The sequence below is a fragment of the Rhizobium sp. SVR5-9E genome (assembly GCF_056755095.1).
In genome coordinates this window covers 1-17,626 of the sequence record NZ_JBNDHS010000111.1, presented here as the reverse complement: position 1 = coordinate 17,626, position 17,626 = coordinate 1, and the positions used below count along the sequence as shown (strand labels likewise).

The window sequence follows — 17,626 nt, the reverse complement described above, 5'->3', positions numbered from 1 at the left end:
CCCTGACGAACTTCTTCAACAACGTATTCGATCCCGAGAAGGACTTTCCCGCCGTTGCCCCGGCCGGGTCGATCTGAATTTCTAAAGCCCGAATGCGCCCAGGGGCAGCATCCGGGCTTTTTGTCCGTGCCGATAAAGTTAAGATAATTTAGTAGCAAATCAGGATCCGCGATTTTTTTGCGCGCCGCGCCGACGGCATTGATTCCATAGCCGCACGTCATTGGACCATCAAGTTTCGCAGTCGTATTTTCGGTCGTTCGCAAGGGAATTCGGAAGATGACGACATACCACACACAAGGAGGTGGACAATGAAGGCGATCGTTGTGACGGATCAGGCTGCGGGAACGGCCGGGATGAAGCTGATGCAGCAGCCCGAGCCGCAGGCAGCGATAAACGACGTCGTCGTTCAGGTTCATGCGTCGGGATTCACGTCGGGTGAACTAACGTGGCCTTCGACCTGGACCGATCGCCTCGACCGGGACCGAACACCGTCGATCCCCGGGCAGGAGCTGGCCGGAGTGGTCACGGCCCTCGGTTATGGTACGACGGGTCTGTCGGTCGGACAGCGAGTGTTCGGCCTCTCTGACTCGTATCGCGGCGGCACCCTGGCGGAATATGTGGCCGTCGAGGCACGCAACCTCGCGCCGCTGCCGGGCGATGTCGACTTCACGGTGGGCGCGAGCGTGGCGATGCCGGGCCTGACCGCGTGGCAGGGACTGTTCCAGCACGGCCGCCTTCAGGCGGGGCAGAGTGTCCTCGTGCACGGCGCGGCCGGCGCAGTCGGTTCGATGGTGACGCAGCTCGCGCGTGAGGCCGGTGCCTATGTCATCGGCACCGGACGCGCCGCCGACCGTCAGAAGGCGCTCGACTTCGGCGCACAGGAGTTCGTCGACCTCGACAGCGACACCCTCGAAGACGTCGGCGCAGTCGATCTGGTCTTCGACGTCATCGGTGGCGACATCGCGAAGCGATCCGCAGGCTTGATTCTAGCCGGAGGAACACTGGTGACCATCGCCGGACCGACCGAGGCGCGGCCCGCTGACGGCCTGGCAATCGACTTTGTCCTCGTGTCCGATCGCGCCCAACTGGGTGAGATCATCCAGCGAGTGCGGGACGGACGACTGCGGACGAACATCGGCAACATCGCGACCCTCGACGAGGCCGTCGCCGCTTTCAATCCGACCAAGCGGATCAGCGGGAAGACGATCATCCGCGTTCGTCCGTGAGGACTAGGGGAGGGCGAGTGGTTCTGTCCTCCTCGTTAATTATCGTCGCCTTTTGGATAGCACGCATCCAGGCGCAAGATTTGGCCATGTCCCGGCGCGGTTCGGCCGCTTACCTAGGAGAGAGAAAGTGACAGTCAATCATCCAATTTTCGCGCGCTGGCCGGCGCAGTACCCCGATCGGCTCCAGCTCTTTTCCCTGCCGACGCCCAATGGGGTGAAGGTCGGCATCATGCTTGAGGAAACGGGCCTCGCCTACGAGCCGCACCGGATCGACATCATGGCGAACGAAAACCACGACCCGGCCTTTCTGGCGCTCAACCCCAACGGCAAGATTCCCGCAATCTACGACCCCGACGGGCCAAGCGGCACGCCGCTCGCGCTGTTCGAATCGGGCGCGATCCTCCTCTATCTTGCCGACAAGACGGGACAATTTATCTCGGCGGATCCGAACACCCGCTACGAGACGATCCAGTGGGTGATGTGGCAGATGGGCGGCGTCGGGCCGATGTTCGGCCAGGTCGGCTTCTTCAACAAATTCGCAGGCAAGGCCTATGAGGACAAGCGCCCGCGCGACCGCTACGCAACCGAATCAGCGCGGCTGCTCGGCGTCCTCGACGAACGGCTTGCGGACCGCGACTGGGTGATGGGTGCTGACTACAGCATCGCAGATATTTCGCTCCTCGGCTGGGTGCGCAACCTGATCGGCTTTTATGAAGCGCGCGAGCTCGTCGGCTTCGACCGCTTTCTTCATGTGCGGGCGTGGTTTGACCGCGGCCTCGCGCGTCCGGCGGTGCAGCGCGGGCTGGAAGTGACGGCGGCCTAGAGAGGGTCGATCAGCGGGCTGGCAAGGCTCCGCAGATAGAACTGATTTTCCAGCCCTTCCTTGGGCCTGTGGCCGTGTGTTCCCTGCGGTGCTCCTGACGGCCCGTCGGGGCCGGGCCGGCTCATAGGACCGCAATTGTGCTGGTGGAGACGGCACTGACGAAGTATCGACCCGAAAGCCACACGAGCACTCCTTCAGTAAGGGTCGACTTCGGCCCGAAATCGACCCTCTAGAAGTCTCTGCAGAATAACAATGTCGGTTTCGAAGGTGCCATTCGGCTCGTGGCATTCCTCGCTGCGACATCATCCCGCACGGCGCCCATCAATAACGATCGTCTATCGACTCTATGGCGAGAGGTGATTTCCCTCGCCAGCATTGGAAAGTCATTCTTCAACGCATGGTCCAATGAATCTCAGGATCAGGTGCTGCGACGGCGCGGCGCCCAGCTACGGCGTTGATTGAACGATAATAATGGTGCGAAAGAGAAAGACACTGATGTCCCAGGAAGCCTACGACATTGTCATTGTTGGCGCGGGCGCGGCCGGCTGCGTCGTCGCGAGTTATCTCGCCGAACACACCGATGCGTCGATCGCTTTGATCGAAGCGGGCGACACGGATCGCGATCCGTTCATCCACATTCCTGCCGGCTTCGCCAAAATACTGGCCCACGACCGGCATGTCTGGAAATACGAGACGGTTCCCCAGCACGGCACCAAGCGGGCATATCGCTCAGGCAAGGTCCTCGGCGGCGGCTCCTCGATCAATGCAATGGCTTACGTTCGTGGCCAAGCAGGCGACTACGCGGCGTGGCAAGACGCGGTCGGCGACACCGGCAAATGGTCGTATGAGGATCTGCTTCCCGTCTTCATGGCGCAGGAAGACAACGACACCTTCCACGACGAATATCACGGCATCAATGGTGGCCTGGCGGTCCAGTTGCCCAAGGGCATCAATAAGCTGAACCAATATTGCCTCAAGGCATTCCAGGAATATGGGATTCCCTATAATCCCGACTATAACGGCAAGAGCCAGATCGGCGTCTCGCCGGTGCAGTCTACGGTCGGAAATGCCCGGCGGTGCAGCGCGGTCGACGCTTATCTGCGTCCGCACCTCGCCTCGGGCCGCGTGACCCTGCTCACCGGCAAGACCGTCGTTCGCATTCTGGTCGAAAACAAGCGGGCCGTCGGCGTCGAGCTCATGGATGGGGACCTGGAGAGGATCATGGCCGGCGAGGTTGTGCTGTCGGCAGGCAGCGTCCATAGCCCGACGATCCTCATGCACTCTGGCATCGGGCCAGCCGAGCAGCTTCGCCAGCACGGCATCGCGGTGATCGTCGATTCTCCGGAGGTGGGCGAAAATCTCCAGGACCACCCGATGGTACCGGTCCGTGCTTATGTGAAGGGTGATCTCGGCTATCAGGCTGCTGCGCATGGCCTCGGCAGCGTGAAGGCGGGCCTGCGCTATTTCGTGACCAAGGATGGCCCGGCGGCTGGCAACGGTATCGAGACCGTTTCCCATTGGAATCCGTCCGACTTCACCGCCGAACCCACGATCCAATGCTATCACGCTCCTATCATCGCGAACCAGGAACTCACCCCGACCGGGGACCGGTCCGGCATCACCTTCGAACTCGTAGTGCTTCGGCCCAAGAGCCGCGGCTGGGTACGATTGGCCGACAGCGACCCGACGTCGATGCCCCTCATCAACCCGAACTTCGTCGGCGAGGAAGAAGACTTGAGGGCCGTGGTGGATTCAGTGCGCGCGATCCGCAAGGTTATGGCACAGGAGTCGTTGGCGCTTGTGATCGACGAAGAGATGGAGCCCGGCCCGCGCACCCAGTCGGACGCCGAGATCGGCGAATGGGTGAAGCGCGCCGTGACGACGATGTGGCACCCGGTCGGCACGTGCCGGATGGGCCAGGATGCGCGAGCGGTAGTTGACGCGAGGCTCAGGGTCCGCGGGGTCGACGGCCTCCGGGTGATCGACGCCTCGATCATGCCGAACATCACCAGCGGCAATACCAACGCCCCGACACAGGCGCTCGCGCGCCACGCCACGGCGATGCTGGTCGAGGATCTGAAGCGGGCCTAAGGAGCTCTCGTTCGAGCCGGCGGTACCGGCCGCGCCGCTCGAACGCATAGCCGAAATAATCGCCGGAGCGCTGTCCGAGAACGCTCTCCCCGCGCTGACCACTTGTCGTTACTGCGATGAGCGAAGCTGCGTCGATTTTCCGATGGAGGTCTTTGGACCTCTTGCCCCGCACGTTGACTGCCACGCTTTGAGACTGCTTTTCTGTCAGAAGCCCTCAGCAGAGACGATCGCCGGGGTGATCAAGGAGCTTCTGGCACGGCGCATCGTCCGGAATTGAACGGCGACAAGCCCAAAACAACCGAACCCGAACGGGAGTCACATGATTCGTTTCTATTTTCATCCGACGCCGAACCCCGCGAAAATCGCTCTCTTTCTGGAGGAATCGGGGCTCCCCTACGAGGTCGTGCCGGTTGACACGAGCAGGGGCGAACAGCACATGACGGCGTTTCGCGCCATCAATCCGAACGGCAAGGTGCCGGCGATCGTTGATACGGAAGGCCCTGGCGGCAAGGAGGCACGGGTCTTCGATTCGACGGCGATCCTGATCTATCTCGCCGAAAAGACTGGCAAATTCCTCGGCAAGCCCGAAGATCGGCCTGAACTCCTCTCGTGGTTGCTCTTCATCGCGTCCGGTCTTGGACCATTTTCCGGCCAGGCCGTGCATTTCCAGTTCGCCGCACCTGAGGGCCTCGACTATGCGGTGAACCGGTATCGCCGCGAGGCGGAACGCCATTACCAGGTCCTGAACGAACACCTCGACGGCCGAAGCTTCATCGTCGGTGAGACCTACACTATCGCCGACATCTCGGCGTGGGGCTGGATCGACCGCGCCTCACGGGTGAGGAAGGGCGCCGAAGATCCGCTCGCGCCGTTCCCGAACCTCAAACGCCTGTTCGAGACAGTCGATGCGCGCCCGGCCGTGGCCCGCGCGCGTGACATCGGCAAGGACCACTCCTTCAAGCAGGTCAATGACGAAGAAACCAAGCGCGCGCTCTTCCCGTCGAATTTCCCGCCGACGGCGTAAGTGAAGGAGAACGGATCATGAGCGGTAGCAGCGAATATATTCCACCGAAGGTCCGGACCTGGAAGAAGGCCAGCGGCTGCACATTCCCCAACAGCAATCGGCCGATCGCCGGTGCGACCCACGAGCGGCAGATTGGCGGGGAGGGCGATGAATGACGCAGTCGTTTGAGGAGCGGTGCAGCCGCGGCGTTATCGATGCGGAGCCCTGCCCGCGAGAGCTCGGGCGGGAAGCCCTGCCTCGGCGGGGTATGGTGCTCACGGCCTGTGTGCTCGCGTCCTCCATGGCATTCATCGATGGGACCGCGCTGCCCGTTGCCTTGCCGAGTTTGCGCGCCGATTTCGGCGCGGACCTTGCCTCCGTTCAATGGGTTCTCAACGGGTATATGCTGGCGCTTGCCTCGCTGACGTTGATCGGCGGTGCCCTCGCGGATGTTTATGGCAAGGCGCGCATGCTCGCGCTCGGCTGCGTCCTGTTTGGTCTGGCATCCGCGGCTTGCGCGATGGCGCCTTCGCCCGCCTGGCTGATCGCCGCCCGCATTGTGCAAGGAGCAGCCGCGGCGATCGTCACCCCTGCCAGCCTCGCCCTGATTGGGGCGACATATCCGCGCGCGGAGCGGAACCGGGCGATCGGCATATGGGCCGCGGCATCGGCGCTCACCACCGCCGGAGGTCCTGTTCTGGGCGGTTGGCTGACCGAGACCTTTGGCTGGCCATCCGTGTTCTGGATCAACCCGCCGATCGCGGTCGTAACAGTAGGAGTTCTGCTGGTCTTCGCGCCTGAAGACGGCCGCATCCAGCGCAGGTTCGACGTGATTGGTGCCGCCATCCTGGCTTCGGCGCTCGGGGCGCTCGCCTGGGCGCTCAGCCAGATCGGCCCCGTTGAAGTTCAGGCCGCGGCGGACGCACCGGCCCACACGGGAACAGTGCTCACGATCTTCGCTGCGCTCGGCATTGTCGGTCTCGCCGTCTATGCATTCTGGGAGCGCAGAAGCAAATACCCGATGACGCCACCTCGCCTGGTGGAGAACCGCGCCTTCCTCGGGCTGAACCTCGCGACACTGATGATCTATGGGGCGGTTTCGATCATGTTCTTCCTGCTCCCATTCGATCTCGTCGACCGCCGCGCCCTGCCGGCGACCGATGCCGGTTTGGCGTTCTTGCCCTTCGCGCTCGGCGTCGGACTCCTCTCGGGCGTGTTCGGCGGGTTGGCGGACAAGATTGGCGCGCGGGTCATGCTCATCGCGGGGCCTGCAGGTGCGGCGCTCGCTTATGTCTGGATGGCGCTCGGCCAGGAAGAATCCCTGATGCTCGGCGTGATCGGGCCGATGACACTGCTCGGCCTGTCATTCGCCGTGCTCGTGGCACCGCTCACAGCGTCCGTCCTGTCGAGCGTTGACCAGACGGACGAGGGGCTTGCCTCTGGCATCAACAATGCGGCGAGCCGGATTGCGCAGCTTGCCGGCGTGGCACTGGCCGCCGGTGTCGCGTCTTTCGAGTCCGGCTACGAAGTCGGTCTCGCCGTAGCCGCCGTGACCTCGATCGGCGGCGCGTTTATAGCTGCAATAACCCCGACACCGGCCGCGGCGAAAGCGGGCGGGTCGGGAGGGGCTTAGGGTCCCGTTTCGGACGCTATCTGAACCGACGAGCGCTGCTGGTAACGGCTCCCATCAAAGCGAAGCCCGTTCCGGCGACCAAACAAAGGACCGTGGCATGATCTCCGCCCAAGCCGAAGATCAGTGCGACCAAGGCCGAACCAAGTGACCATCCGACGTAGCGAGCCGCAGCATTCATCCCACTTGCGGCACCGCTACGCTCTATGGGTCCAGCCGTCATCATCGCGGTATTGTTCGGAGTTTGGAAAAGCCCAAAGCCGATACCGCAAAGTGCCAGCCGCCATACGACATCCCACTTCGCCGGAGTCGTCGGCAAGAAGACCATGAGAAGCAAGCCGGCCGCCAACAACGCCAAACCAATGCTGGAGATCACCGAGGCGGGGTAGCGAATTGTCAAGCGACCGGCGATTGGAGCCGTGACGGCCGTCATGAACGGCCAGGGCGTCACAAGAAGACCCGTTTCCACGGCCGAAAGATGCAGCTCCGTCTCAAATAAGAACGGCAAGGAGATGTAAGCCAGAATTTGTGCTGCATAGGAGCAGACAGATGTCCACACTGACAGGGTAAACAAAGGTATACGGAAAAGATCGAATGGCAACATAGGCGTCGGGTGGTGGAGCTGTTGTCGAACGAAGAGACTAAAACAGACAAGACCAGCTACGATCTCTCCTGTCGCAATGCGCCAATCGCCGATACCCAGCGAGCCGACGCCAACGATGAAAAGGCCGAACGCTAGCGCATTGAGAGCGATCCCGGTCAAATCGAGAGGGCGAGCAACCCGAACGTCCGATGGTGCCGCGGCAATAAATACCGGTACCGCGAGGCCAAATGGCACATTCACCAGAAACAACCAGGGCCATTTTGCCACGGCAAGTATTGTCGCCGCGATGGTGGGCCCCAATGCTCCAGGTATCGCCACCGCTAATGCGACTAACGCGAGGCCCTTACTGACCATGCGGTCCGGATAGATCACGCGTACAAATGCAACGCCGGCCACCGCAATCCCGGCCGCGCCAGCACCCTGAATCAAGCGCGCAATCACCAGCATCGGCAATGTTGGAGCGAAAGCGCACCCCAATGATGCGATAACAAAAATAGCTAGGCCGGCGGCATAAACGCGCTTCAGACCGAGTGTCTCGGCCAGACTTGCAACGGGCAACAAGCACACCATTGCCGAAAGCTGATAGGCATTCACGACCCAAACGGTTGCCGCGTCACTACTCGCGAATGAACGCGAGATATTCGGCAAGGCGATATTCGCGATCGCGCTTCCAAGGGAACTTAGACCAAGTCCAAGCAAGATGCAGAGCATTGCCCAGCGACGCTTCGACGCCGTTAGAGATTCGACGCGGTCCATCAGGATGCAATCTCCGGCGCGAATTTTGGGTATCCGACTTTACGCATACTCTCAGTAGCGGGGTCCGTAGATCGATACTTGATGTCGCTGGAACAGTTGAGTGGGGTTGGCCATGGCCGCACACCAGTGACCGGCATTCTCTTCACCATTAGCTCTCTCGTTAGAAAAGGTCGGATGGACAAGGACAAGGCGGTCTGGGCGACAGGACGCTCGACCAACTTATCGCGCAATGATACTAAGGCGTGTCAACGATGTGCGGCCAATCGACGTATATGAAACGCCAAGCGCAGATGCCTATGCCGTTCAGCATTCTTAGCAGGACGTTCCCCAAAGGTGAGGCCGTCGCATGGCACACGCATGCAGAATCACAAGTGATCTTTGCTGCTTCGGGAACGATACAGGTCTACACCGAATCTGGACGTTGGTTCGTTCCGCCTCAGCTCGCGCTCTGGATGCCAGCCCGCATACCTCATCGGGTCGATATGCTTTCCGATACCGAATTACGGATGATCTACTGGCACCCGTCGGCTTTACAGAAGTGGGCGCCGGAAAGGCCGCTCGATTGCATATTCGCCCTCGTGGCTACACCACTTCTACGGGAATTGATCCTTTCTGCCTTCAAGGACGATATACCGTTCGAAAAAGCTGAGCTTGCCGTCCGATTGATTCTTCACGAGCTTATCGAGACACCCGACATTCCGGTGTTCCTCCCGATGCCGACAAGCACGATCGGTAGACGTGTCGCTGATCTGGCTTTGGCGGATTCGCGGATGCACCTCGGCGTAAGTGACCTTGCCATTCGCGCGGCCACGTCGATTCGCACGATCAGCCGCATATTCCCGGTAGAAACGGGATTGACCTTCAAGGCCTGGCGGCAAAGAGCAAGAATAGCCCTCGCAATCGATCAACTTTCGGCGGGGCGTACAATCTCGCAGGTCGCGGCAGATGTAGGCTTCGGCAGCACCGCAGCGTTCTCATTTGCCTTCCGACAAGTAATGAAAATGACACCGACCGCCTTTCTTCATCATCTCCCGGTTGCCCCGCCGACATGAGAAAGCCGCGGCGCTCCGGGTGCGTCTCCGCGGGTCGAATGGCCGGAAACACCAAGATCGCGACCGTTGAAATGGTTCGTGGGGAGCGCCGAAATTCGATGCCGCGGCGATCGCGCAAGCGCCCCACAGCAAATGGGGGCGCCAGCGTGCACGCCGATGGTAATCGAAACTATAGTCTTAGCGCATTGGATACCTTCGGATCGAGTACCTATCTTCTCTGGCGTGAATTCGAAGGAGAAATCCATGGCAAGCTACAAGAAAACAGAAGCTGCGATCGCTAGGCTGTCGCCTGAGGAATATCGGGTGACGCAGCGGAGTGGGACCGAACGTCCAGGAACCGGCGCCCTTCTCAACAACAAAGAGCCAGGCATTTACGTCGATATCGTCTCAGGTGAGCCGCTGTTCGCATCGTCGGACAAATATGAGTCGGGCTGCGGATGGCCGAGCTTCACCAAGCCGATCGAGCCCAGAAACGTGAATGAGCTGCACGACAACAGCCATGGCATGATCCGGACGGAAGTGCGTTCGATGCATGGCGATAGCCATCTCGGTCACGTCTTCCCAGACGGACCGAGCGACCGCGGCGGCCTGCGCTACTGCATCAATTCGGCTTCGCTGCGCTTCGTGCCCCGCGACAAGATGGTGGAGCAGGGTTACGGTGAATATCTCAACCAAGTGGAGGATATCCAATGACGACTGAACGTGCTGTTCTCGCCGGCGGTTGCTTTTGGGGCATGCAGGACCTCATTCGCAAGCTGCCCGGTGTGATCTCGACCCGGGTCGGGTATACAGGTGGCGACGTGCCGAATGCGACATATAGCAATCACGGCACTCATGCCGAGGCGATCGAGATCGTCTTCGATCCCTCTCAGACCACCTATCGCCGATTGCTCGAGTTCTTTTTCCAGATCCACGATCCGACGACGCTCAACCGTCAGGGGAATGACCGTGGTATGAGCTATCGCTCGGCGATCTATTTCATCAGCGACCAGCAGAAGGTCGTTGCACTCGATACGATCGCAGATGTCGATGCGTCGGGAATATGGCCGGGCAAGGTCGTCACCGAAGTCGAGCCGGTTGGTGATTTCTGGGAGGCCGAACCGGAGCATCAGGACTATCTCGAACGCATTCCGCACGGATATACCTGCCATTTTGCACGTCCGAACTGGGTGTTGCCGCACAGGACCGGTGCTGTCGCCTAGCAAGACTGTGGCTCACGGCACGACGCCGTGAGCCCGCTAATGGAGGATTTCATGGAAATGGGAATTGTGGGGCTGCCTGCCCCTCCGCTTGAGCATGTCCGGTGGATCGATGAGGATGGCGACGAGCGTAGCCCCTTGACCTTGATCGAGCTGGGGCAGGGTTTCAGGATACTGTATTTCTTTCAGGATTGGTGTGAGGGCTGTCATAGACACGGCTTTCCCACATTCGTCACACTTGCCGAGGAACTTCGCGATAAGGGAGTTGGCTTGGCAGCCATCCAGACTGTGTTCGAGGGTTCGGAAGTCAACACCTTCGATCGTCTGCGGGAAAATCAACGACGATATGGACTACGTGTTCCCTTTGGGCATGCGGTCGCTGACTCGGCCTCAGTGAACGCTGTGCCCGCGATCATCGAGGCATATCGCTCCGGCGGAACCCCTTGGTTCGTCGTGATCGCGCCCGACGGCCGCGTCATGTACGACGGGTTTCTGCTTGCGGCGGATGGCCTCATCCAGGCGCTCCGTCCGCTCGCCAACTGACCAAAAGGGCGTGTCTGGATAAGATCGCCATGGCATCCGTCTTCACGATATCCAACGAGTGCCGTTCATGAATGCCACCGCCTGAACCGAGAATTTCGACAGGTCTTTTTGATCGCCTGTCGTCACTGCCGCCTCGCGCGATCGGTCCTGGCTCCTCCACAGCTCGCGCCTGGGCGAACGCGGGTCGAAGTCGGCGCAGGCCGGCCCTTTCTGACGGAGGGGCATCAGGCGCGGAGGGTCTCGCCGCCCTTTGCGTCTGCGTAGTATTGAGGCGCCTCGCGACGGTCGTATTTCCCGTAATCGCGCACGATTCGCACTCTCCGGACCCTCGCCGTGTCATTCGGCGCGGAAGCATCCTCGTAGACCTGCGCCGCGGCCGCGTCCTTCCAGGATATGAGCAGAATCAGGTCGCCGGGCGTGAGCACGGCATCGAAGATGTCCCAGGACGTGCTGTCGGTCGACCACGGGTTCAGGCCGAGCCACTCGGCGCAGTCGTACGGGTTGTTGGTCTGCTTCCATTCCGCGGGGCGAGTGGCGTTGATCAGCGTGACTGTCGTTCCGTTCCCGACTTCGGTCTCGTCGAGCCGCTGCTCGGTGAGGGCGCATCCCGCAGGCACCTGGTTATCGGCAGTGACCTGGCCGACGCGTAGGTGGTAGTCCGCAAGGATTTCGTCGCGGCCCTTCTGCTGAATCTCGTGATGGCGCATGCGGGTGCGCCATCGGACGAGCGACTTCTCGTCCCGCCAGCTTGAAAGCGAAAGGATGCAGCCCTCGCGGGTCAGGCTCTTGTAGCGGATGTTGTCGACGAAGCCCTCGACCTGCTCCAGCTCCGGGCGCAGCATCTTGGCGTTGTCGAAGTAGTCATCCCAGTTCTCTTTATTGGGGGAGACCTCGAAAATCACTGAAAACATGGTCGTATCTCGCTCCTAGAGTGCTGCGGCGCAGTCGATCTCGATGTCGAACTGCTGCGGCCAGCCGCAGCATCAATGCCGGTAGAAAAAGAGAGAAGCCTTTGCTGCCCGCCGAGCTCCTTCAGGGCGAGAGACGGGCGTTCCTTTCCTCAGCATCGATCCAGTAGGGGCCGCGACCGTCCCGCGATGCTTCGGGTCATGAGTCTACTCGTAACTCTGATTGCCTACGCCGTCGGCCGCAACCTCATGACCACTCTCGCAAAGACAGCGTTATTGTTGGAAAATTAGCTCGTAAAGCGATGATTTCAATAACCGCGTGGAATACGTGGCCTGCCCGGAGGACACCGACATGAACACGTCTTCGCGGTCGCCGACAATTCTGCTCGGGCGAGTCCGCGCGGAGGGAAGCGCCGCACTCGCTCCGCGGCGTCCGAAGCGTCTTTCAGCCATTCCGATAATGGTCGGTTATCGACTCCATGGCGAAAGGTGATTTTCCTTTAGACCGTCATAGACCCAATCTTCGAGCCATCGTCGCCCGCCCTCGTGTACAGGCCGAAGTCGGCGTTCCGTCGACCGATCGAAGGTCAGGAGGTCCGACATGCAGATCAAAGAGACGTCGACTTTTCTTTCGCCCATGCGGCCGAGAGCCCTCCACCGGAGGATGTCGTCGTGCCTCCGGACAGCGCCGACGTCTCGCTTGGGCGTCGCAGCCGGCGCGAACACCTAGAGAACGGTTCAGCGATGGAGTTCACAATCCCGCCCGGCCGCCTTGACCGTCCCGTCGATCATGAGACGGACCACGTGCTCGGCCCCACCGATGCCGAGATCACGCTGGTCGAGTATGGCAGCTACGCGTGCCCGCACTGCCGGGCGGCCAACGAACGCATCGCGCAAGCGCGAGACCAACTTGGCGATCGCGTCCGGTATGTCTTCCGGCATAGGCCGCTCACGGATAACAGTCTCGCGTTTCGGGCCGCCGAGCTCGCTGAGCTTGCTCAGACGCCCGAGGCATTCTGGTCCGCACATATCAAGCTGATGACGAGGTCGATGCGGCTCACAGAAGACGACCTCGTCGCGGTGGCCGACGAGCTCGGCGTAAACGCCGACTTCGCACTCGGAGACGACGCCGCCGTGCGGCGCGCGAGGGCGAGGGTGGAGGCGGACGTCACAAGCTCACGTGCAAGCGGCGTGAGATTCACGCCGACCTTCTACATCAACAGCCGGCGTTACGATGGCCCCTGGGACGAGAGCTCTCTCGTCGACGCAATGCTTGGCACGCTCGGCCACCGCGTCCGTACGGCAGCCCTGGACTTCGCGAGCTGGAGTCCGTCCGCCGGTATTTTGCTGGTCCTCGCGACCGTGGCGGCGATCGTCTTGACGAATTCGTCGATCGGGCCGGTCTTCGAGACCTTCTGGCGCCAGGAGCTCGGCATGAGCTTGGGCGACGCGGCCTTTCGGATGTCCATCCTCAACTGGGTCAACAACGGCCTGCTGACGGTGTTCTTCCTCGTCGTGGGATTGGAAGTGAAGCGCGAAATGACAGTCGGCCACCTTGCAAGCCGCCGCTCCGCCGCGCTTCCGATCGCGGCCGCGCTCGGCGGCATGGTCGCGCCGGCACTTCTGTATGCGCTGGTCATCCCTGCGGGTCCGTGGTCGCACGGGTGGGGCATTCCGATGGCGACCGACACTGCGTTCGCAATTGCCTTGATCGCCGTGATGGGCGCCCGCGTCCCCGTCGAGCTGCGCATCTTCCTCACCGCGGCGGCCATTGTTGATGACATCGGTGCGATCGTCGTCGTCGCCGTATTCTACTCTGGCGATATCCATCCAGGCTACCTGGCCGCGGCGGCGGCGGTGGTCGTCGCGCTGGCGCTGCTGAGCCGGTCCAGAGTCTATCGGCTGTCGCCCTATATCCTGTTGGGCGTCGCATTGTGGGCGTTCGTCCTTGCGGGCGGCCTCCACGCGACGTTGGCTGGCGTGCTACTGGCGCTGTTTATTCCGACGCGCCCGCCCGCCGACCTGACAGCCCTGATGACGCAGGCCAGCACCATCATCGCCTCCGAGGCTCGGCGCGAGGGCGAGGTTCTCCGGCACGGTCCCTCCGCACCGGCGCTGCACGCGCTCGACGCCATCTACGACAGACTTGAATCGCCCGCCGACCGGCTGCTGCGGCACGCCGGCGCGCGGTCGAGCTACGCTGTCCTTCCGATCTTCGCACTGGCGAATGCGGGTGTGGTGATCAACCTAGACGTCTTCAGTGGGCATGGTTGGCTCATGGCCGCGATCGTCGCCGGCCTCGTCATAGGAAAGCCGCTCGGCGTCTTCCTCGCGGCCGCCGCGGCCGTGCGCGCCGGCGTGGCCGTCAAACCGGCGGAGTACACGTGGCGGCAACTGGCCGGGGCGGGAGCCCTCGCCGGTATCGGTTTCACCATGTCGCTCTTCATCGCGGGACAGGCGTTTCCAAGCGCCGCCGACTTTTCGGCCGCCAAGATTGCCGTGTTCGCCGCCTCCATCCTATCGGCCACCGTCGGGACAGCTCTGCTCTGGGGAGCTTCGCGCCAAGAGCTTTCCAAAGGCGGGCCGCAAAGTGTTGGTGCGCAAGTATTACAACCCGCCGGCGTCCTGCCGGACCATGAACAGGAGGTCTTTCGATGATTTTATCTAACGGTAGGACAGTAGCAGTCGCTGACGGTGAGACGTTTCCCCAGATCGGCGACAGGATCACCGACAAATCAGCACCACCTGATGACAGCGCCGTCCGCGACTGGATCGGGCCGGAGGCGTTCGAGCATTGGGCCGAGCTGCGGAACTGGATCGAGGAATTCTATCCCGGTGTTTTCACCCCGGATTGGCTCTATGGTGGCAAGAAACGCGGTTGGTCCCTGCGCTACAAGAAGACCAAGGCGTTCTGCACCTTCCTGCCGGAATACAGGCTGTTTTCGGCCGTGGTGGTCTTGGGGAGAGCAGAACGAGAGAAGTTTGAGGAGCGGCGTTATGTCTGGCGCTCACAGGTGGTCAAGCTCTACGATGAAGCGAAAACATACATTGACGGGAAATGGCTGACAGTTGCCATCTCATCGCCAGACGATTTGAATGATGTAAGGGACCTTTTGGTTATGAAGCGTCCTCCACCGTCGCGCGGTTGAATGTCACGGGAATCCTAAGTGTCGCAGCAAAATCGGCGCGGCTGGCTCCGCGGAATCCGGGCAGCGAAGTCGCAGGCGGCTTCGTCGGCGTCACACAGTAATTGGACATCAGGGTCGTCGCGGAAGGCATCGAGACCGGGGACCGGGTAAGCCAGCTGGTCGCGATGGGCGGCAAGCTCGGCCAAGGCTTCGCGTCCTCCAAGGCTGTCGCCTTCCGGGCGGCATCATAGCTTCTTCGTCTGCACGGAGAGGCGAGCGGAGCTTCGACGGCGTTTCGGGCCTGAGGCTAGGTCACGATTGAACTGCCGGTACCCTGGCGTTGAATGTCAGAATTGGGTGTTGCCTTTTTTCGAAGGAAGCAAACGAAAAAGGGCGCTTCCCAGCAACGCCGACGCCTGACATAGTTTGCTAAATCACGGCGTTGCAAGAGCTATGGCGTACATCATTACTGACCCCTGCATTGATGTGAAGGACGGAGCATGCACCGCAGCCTGTCCCGTCGACTGCATCTACGAAGGCGGCCGGATGTTTTACATCCACCCCGACGAGTGCATCAATTGCGGGCTCTGTCTGTCGATCTGCCCCGTGGATGCGATCGCCTATGACGAAGAGGCGACCGAGGCACAAAAGGCGTTTGCCCAGATCAACCGGGAGTATTTCGGACCTGAGCTGACCGGTCTGGGATCGCCTGGAGGATGGGACAAAAGCCGGACGACAGCGCTGGACCACCCCGTGGTCGCGACAATGCCGGCCCGCGTGGCAGCGCAATAGGGCCTTTCGCCTACTCTTGGAACGCCTCGGCCAAGCCCGAGCTCTCGTAATACGCGCGGGTAGCAGCGATGAGCTTGCCGCAATTCCTCCTTTCTGCAGCGAGCCTCGGCAGATCCGCCTTGGCCTGCGCCAGAAGTTCTTCGCGGGCGGCGGCGAAATCGACGTTGGTAAGGCGCCGGTCGCGCATGATGCAGCGGCCGGCCACATATAAGCTCTTGGCGTGCTGGCCAGACATCCGCGTCAGCAGCACTTCCGCTTCGTCGAGATCATCAAAAAGGCTGTCTTCGATTAACGCGCCATAATTCACCACAGTCAGGTCCTCACCGGAAGGCGCATTCACCACCACTGCCCCCGTGTGGATCGCGGCGTCAAAGATCGCGGCTGCCGTAAAACTCCGGACGAGTTCCTGCCCGCCGTTCAGGAAGTAGAGGAGGCGCATCTCTCGCCACAGATCCTGATCGTCGTCGAAGGCGCTGCCATCGAGCCCGATCGCAAAATGCAGGCCTTTTGTGGCAGCGTCTGCAATTGGCGCTATGCCGGAGCGGAGGCGCAAGTTCGCCGAGGGATTGGACACAAGTTGAACGCCGCGCTCGGCCATCAGTTCGTATTCATCAGGTCTCAGTTGAACGCCATGCGCCACAGCCAAGCGGGGGGAGAGAAAGCCGATCTCGTCAAGATATCGGACGATACCTTGCGGGAAGCGCCGGTCAAGCCAGAGCCTCTGGCGCGGGCTTTCCAGAAGGTGCATGTGGATGCGGCGATTGTTGACAGCGGATGCCTCTGCAATGGCTTCAAGCAGGGCATCCGAGCACCACTGCGGTCCGATCGGGCCGTACTGGACGTCGACCAGCGGATATCTGTTCGCTGCCGCAACGGCGTCGACAGCGGCGATCTGTTCCCGAGCCGAAGCATATCGAGGCACAGTCGCGGAAAGCGTTTCCCAGTCGGCTGGATCGAGGAAGGGTTTGAGCTTCCGGGGCCCACCGCCGTAGGCCCAGGCGTCGTGATCGAGAAGCGGGCAGGAGAGGCCGAGCCTGATCCCCACATCGGCCGCCGCACGGGCGACTGCGAGCGCTTCCTCCTGCAGCCGCGTCGCATTCAGCGAGTTGTGGCAGTGGATCGTCGCTCCGATGCCATTGCGCGCAAGCCGGGAAAACGCGACCAAAGCCTCAAGGTATGGATCGGTGCGCGGCCGCAGGCGCATCGTCGGGATCCAGGCTTCAAGCGCATCGTCCACGCTGCCGAAATCCAGCGTCCTGATGCCATAGCCATGGTCATGGGCATTGACCGGCGTCGCCAGGATCAGGTCTCCGTCGGACAGTGGGGCGTCTGACGCCCAGGAGGGAAGAGCGGCAAGCGCCGCATCGCCGCGGAGAGCCTTTTCATGCCCCGGCCGCGTCAAGAACCTGATCTGCCGCTCACCTGTCACCGTCTGACGACCTCCTGGATTTGCTGGCCGAATTTTTCGAGTTCGATGCTCATGGCCTCAACCACTGCCTCCGTCGCATGTGTCAGCGGCCGGTGACGCGACGTCACGATGCCGACCTCCATGTTTTGCAGCCGCGAGCCGTCAATCGGCAACGCCACAACATCACCCGCCTTCAACTCCTCCAAAAGGCCAAGTGGTGTGAAGAAGGCGACACCTTCGCCCGACAGGATCAGCGGCTTCAGCATCATCTGATTGTTGGTGGCGACGAAGGTGCGCCCGACGCGATCCAGCGAGGCCAGCTCCACGGCGATCATCGAGCTCATCACCTCGTTGTCGAGTTGCAGCAGCAACTTGAACTGCACGCATTCCTGCAGCGTCGCACTTTTTTGCCGGGCGAGCGGATGATGGCGTGCGACCATCACCATCAGCGGCATGCGTACAC

18 protein-coding genes and 1 pseudogene are annotated in these 17,626 nt (G+C 61.4%); 15 read left to right on the top strand and 4 right to left on the bottom strand.

Annotation, left to right across the window (positions count from 1 at the left end; translation table 11 throughout):
* From ACPYOJ_RS29980 to ACPYOJ_RS29950, 7 genes and pseudogenes are all read left to right on the top strand, one after another.
* Positions 1-77: pseudogene (locus ACPYOJ_RS29980) on the top strand (carboxymuconolactone decarboxylase family protein); the annotation flags it as partial.
* A 231-nt stretch (positions 78-308) separates the two neighbouring features.
* Positions 309-1,226 carry an NADP-dependent oxidoreductase gene (locus ACPYOJ_RS29975; protein WP_481419502.1) on the top strand — a complete coding sequence of 306 codons (918 nt, stop codon included), beginning with the start codon at positions 309-311 and terminating at the stop codon, positions 1,224-1,226.
* A 127-nt stretch (positions 1,227-1,353) separates the two neighbouring features.
* Positions 1,354-2,049, top strand: coding sequence for a glutathione S-transferase N-terminal domain-containing protein (locus tag ACPYOJ_RS29970; protein ID WP_481419501.1), 696 nt, complete (start codon positions 1,354-1,356; stop codon positions 2,047-2,049).
* A gap of 495 nt (positions 2,050-2,544) precedes the next feature.
* Positions 2,545-4,140 (top strand): GMC family oxidoreductase, encoded by a 1,596-nt coding sequence (locus tag ACPYOJ_RS29965; RefSeq protein ID WP_481419500.1) that lies wholly within the window; start codon positions 2,545-2,547, stop codon positions 4,138-4,140.
* Positions 4,141-4,459: 319 nt separating this feature from the next.
* On the top strand, positions 4,460-5,164 hold the full coding sequence (locus tag ACPYOJ_RS29960; protein ID WP_481419499.1) for a glutathione S-transferase family protein: 705 nt from the start codon (positions 4,460-4,462) through the stop codon (positions 5,162-5,164).
* 17 nt (positions 5,165-5,181) lie between these two features.
* Positions 5,182-5,319 (top strand): hypothetical protein, encoded by a 138-nt coding sequence (locus tag ACPYOJ_RS29955; protein ID WP_481419498.1) that lies wholly within the window; start codon positions 5,182-5,184, stop codon positions 5,317-5,319.
* The gene (locus ACPYOJ_RS29950) at positions 5,316-6,776 is read left to right on the top strand and encodes an MFS transporter (protein WP_481419497.1); all 1,461 of its coding nucleotides are present in this window, start codon (positions 5,316-5,318) and stop codon (positions 6,774-6,776) included. The genes ACPYOJ_RS29955 and ACPYOJ_RS29950 overlap by 4 nt, the downstream gene beginning before the upstream one ends.
* 16 nt (positions 6,777-6,792) lie before the next feature.
* Here the strand turns inward: ACPYOJ_RS29950 and ACPYOJ_RS29945 are convergent, their stop codons facing one another.
* Positions 6,793-8,133: an MFS transporter gene (locus tag ACPYOJ_RS29945; RefSeq protein WP_481419496.1), complete on the bottom strand. Its 1,341-nt coding sequence runs from the start codon at positions 8,131-8,133 to the stop codon at positions 6,793-6,795.
* Between the two features lie 296 nt (positions 8,134-8,429).
* On the opposite strand from ACPYOJ_RS29945, the gene ACPYOJ_RS29940 reads away from it, so the two are divergent.
* The 4 genes from ACPYOJ_RS29940 (at position 8,430) to ACPYOJ_RS29925 (ending at position 10,927) form a co-directional block, all read left to right on the top strand.
* A complete protein-coding gene (locus ACPYOJ_RS29940) occupies positions 8,430-9,185 on the top strand; it encodes an AraC family transcriptional regulator (protein ID WP_481419495.1) in 756 nt (251 codons plus the stop codon).
* Positions 9,186-9,428: 243 nt separating this feature from the next.
* Positions 9,429-9,878, top strand: a complete 450-nt coding sequence (gene msrB, locus ACPYOJ_RS29935) for a peptide-methionine (R)-S-oxide reductase MsrB (RefSeq protein ID WP_481419494.1) — start codon at positions 9,429-9,431, stop codon at positions 9,876-9,878.
* Positions 9,875-10,387 (top strand): peptide-methionine (S)-S-oxide reductase MsrA, encoded by a 513-nt coding sequence (msrA, locus tag ACPYOJ_RS29930; RefSeq protein WP_481419493.1) that lies wholly within the window; start codon positions 9,875-9,877, stop codon positions 10,385-10,387. The genes msrB and msrA overlap by 4 nt, the downstream gene beginning before the upstream one ends.
* A gap of 51 nt (positions 10,388-10,438) precedes the next feature.
* Positions 10,439-10,927, top strand: coding sequence for a peroxiredoxin family protein (locus ACPYOJ_RS29925; RefSeq protein WP_481419492.1), 489 nt, complete (start codon positions 10,439-10,441; stop codon positions 10,925-10,927).
* Positions 10,928-11,151: 224 nt separating this feature from the next.
* Here ACPYOJ_RS29925 and ACPYOJ_RS29920 read toward each other — a convergent pair whose 3' ends face one another.
* Positions 11,152-11,838 (bottom strand): antibiotic biosynthesis monooxygenase family protein, encoded by a 687-nt coding sequence (locus tag ACPYOJ_RS29920; RefSeq protein ID WP_481419491.1) that lies wholly within the window; start codon positions 11,836-11,838, stop codon positions 11,152-11,154.
* Positions 11,839-12,579: 741 nt separating this feature from the next.
* On the opposite strand from ACPYOJ_RS29920, the gene nhaA reads away from it, so the two are divergent.
* From nhaA to fdxA, 4 genes are all read left to right on the top strand, one after another.
* A complete protein-coding gene (gene nhaA, locus ACPYOJ_RS29915) occupies positions 12,580-14,493 on the top strand; it encodes a Na+/H+ antiporter NhaA (protein ID WP_481419490.1) in 1,914 nt (637 codons plus the stop codon).
* Positions 14,490-14,984 (top strand): DUF3788 domain-containing protein, encoded by a 495-nt coding sequence (locus ACPYOJ_RS29910; protein ID WP_481419489.1) that lies wholly within the window; start codon positions 14,490-14,492, stop codon positions 14,982-14,984. Before nhaA ends, ACPYOJ_RS29910 begins: the two co-directional genes overlap by 4 nt.
* A gap of 101 nt (positions 14,985-15,085) precedes the next feature.
* Positions 15,086-15,214: a hypothetical protein gene (locus tag ACPYOJ_RS29905; protein WP_481419488.1), complete on the top strand. Its 129-nt coding sequence runs from the start codon at positions 15,086-15,088 to the stop codon at positions 15,212-15,214.
* A 202-nt stretch (positions 15,215-15,416) separates the two neighbouring features.
* Complete coding sequence (gene fdxA, locus ACPYOJ_RS29900; RefSeq protein ID WP_481419487.1) at positions 15,417-15,755, top strand: ferredoxin; 339 nt, start codon at positions 15,417-15,419, stop codon at positions 15,753-15,755.
* 10 nt (positions 15,756-15,765) lie between these two features.
* Here the strand turns inward: fdxA and ACPYOJ_RS29895 are convergent, their stop codons facing one another.
* Both ACPYOJ_RS29895 and ACPYOJ_RS29890 read right to left on the bottom strand, forming a co-directional pair.
* Entirely contained in the window at positions 15,766-17,184 is a 1,419-nt protein-coding gene (locus ACPYOJ_RS29895) for an amidohydrolase family protein (protein ID WP_481419486.1), read from the bottom strand.
* Positions 17,181-17,626 (bottom strand): LysR substrate-binding domain-containing protein (locus ACPYOJ_RS29890; RefSeq protein ID WP_481419485.1); only part of this gene is annotated, 446 nt, incomplete at its 5' end. The genes ACPYOJ_RS29895 and ACPYOJ_RS29890, both read right to left, overlap by 4 nt.